The following is a 1567-nucleotide window of genomic DNA, read 5'->3' as shown; positions in this document are numbered from 1 at the left end:
CCGCGACCATCTCCTCGATCGAGATGGCACCGCTCACCGCCATCCGCGCCACGATCCACGTGACCACCGCGAGAAACAGCGCGGGCAGCCCCCAGGTCAACGCCTGCACCCAGCTCAACCAGGCGGAAACCCGGTAGCCGTCCTTCAACACCTCACGGGACATCCCGCGGAAGCGCTCCTCGAACGCCGGCTTGCCCCCGATCCCGGACAACACCTTCAATCCGGCCACGATGTCCCCAGCCCGCGAGCTCAACTCCCCCTGGCTCCCGCGATAACGAGCCTCCACCGCGTGCAACCGGTGCAACACCGGCCCGGTGACCACGGCCAGCACCGGCACACCCAACAACACAACCACCGCCACCAACGATGAAATCCGCACGAGCAACACCGCCGTGACCGCATAAGCGATCACCGCCCCCACCCCGGGCCCGGTACTCGTCAGGGCATGCGCGATCCGCGCGGTGTCCCCGTTCTGCAGGTACGTCAACTCCCCGGTGGACAGCTTCCGCCGCACCACCCCGCCAAGCCGCGTGACGTGCCGAACCACCACCTGCGCCGTCCGCAGCGAGGCATCGGTCCGCACCAACGTCATGGTCCGATGCCGCGCGACCCCGAGCAGCGCCAGCACCCCCGCCACCGCGACCAGCGAAACGCTCCACCACACCAACGCCACCCGATCGCCGCGCCGAAGACCGTCCTCAATGGCCTTCGCGATGAGGTAGGGCGGCAGGATCAGCCCGCACATCCACAGTGTTCCCCACCACGCCCCGGCGAGCACCCGCCAGCGCTGCATGAGCACCAGCCACCACAGGTACCGCCAGGGCGATCGAACGTCCGGGGTTCCCGGATCGTCGTACGGGGCATGTCGAGCCATGCACCTGACCTTGCCATCACTTGGCAGGCACCACGACCAATTTCGCCTTCAGCCCAATCGCACCAACAGCCGTAGCACCCAACGCCGCTATGAACGCAAACGCGTAGAAGCCCCATGGATGCGCCACCCCAGCCGTGAGCAACGCACCACCGAGCAACGGCCCACTGATCGCGCCCAACCGGCCGACTCCAGCGGCCCACCCGATGCCAGTGGCGCGGTTCTCCTCATAAACCCGGCCCGCATACGCATAAACGAGCACCTGCGCGCTGAACACGAAGCACCCAGCCAAAAACACGGCGACGTAAACCCCGACACCCGGCAACTTGATGCTGAGCAGCCCCAGAAACACCACAGCGCCCACGAACCACCCGATCGCCGCCGGCCGCACGCCAACCCGGTCGGCAACCGCCCCCGCGATCAAAAGCCCAACCACCGCACCAATGTTGAGCGTGAGCAACAACGCCAACGCCGTCCCAAGCTCATACCCGGCACTACGCATGATCTGCGGCAACCAGGTGTTGAGCCCGTACACCAACAACAATCCCATGAACGAGGCAACCCAGAACGCCACAGTGGCCTTCCGCAGCCCAGGCTTGAACAGCGACCCAACGGCCTCCAACGCGGGAGCCCTGCGCGCAGCCGTCTCTGGCAGGTACTTGAGCATCAACGGAACGAGCACCAACGCGGGCAACG

2 protein-coding genes are annotated in these 1567 nt (G+C 66.4%); both read right to left on the bottom strand.

The genetic code is table 11. The features are described 5' to 3' along the window. The coding region (locus B0F77_RS39820) for an ABC transporter transmembrane domain-containing protein (protein ID WP_143467168.1) at window positions 1-874 on the bottom strand (874 nt) is incomplete at its 3' end. Between the two features lie 16 nt (window positions 875-890). Next, window positions 891-1567: MFS transporter (locus B0F77_RS39815; protein WP_143467167.1), on the bottom strand; the 677-nt coding region annotated here is incomplete at its 5' end.

The organism is Lentzea kentuckyensis, assembly GCF_002150765.1.
Taxonomy (GTDB): domain Bacteria; phylum Actinomycetota; class Actinomycetes; order Mycobacteriales; family Pseudonocardiaceae; genus Lentzea; species Lentzea kentuckyensis.
Note: the sequence above shows the minus strand (reverse complement) of the source record. Positions and strands in the feature narration are given on the sequence as shown.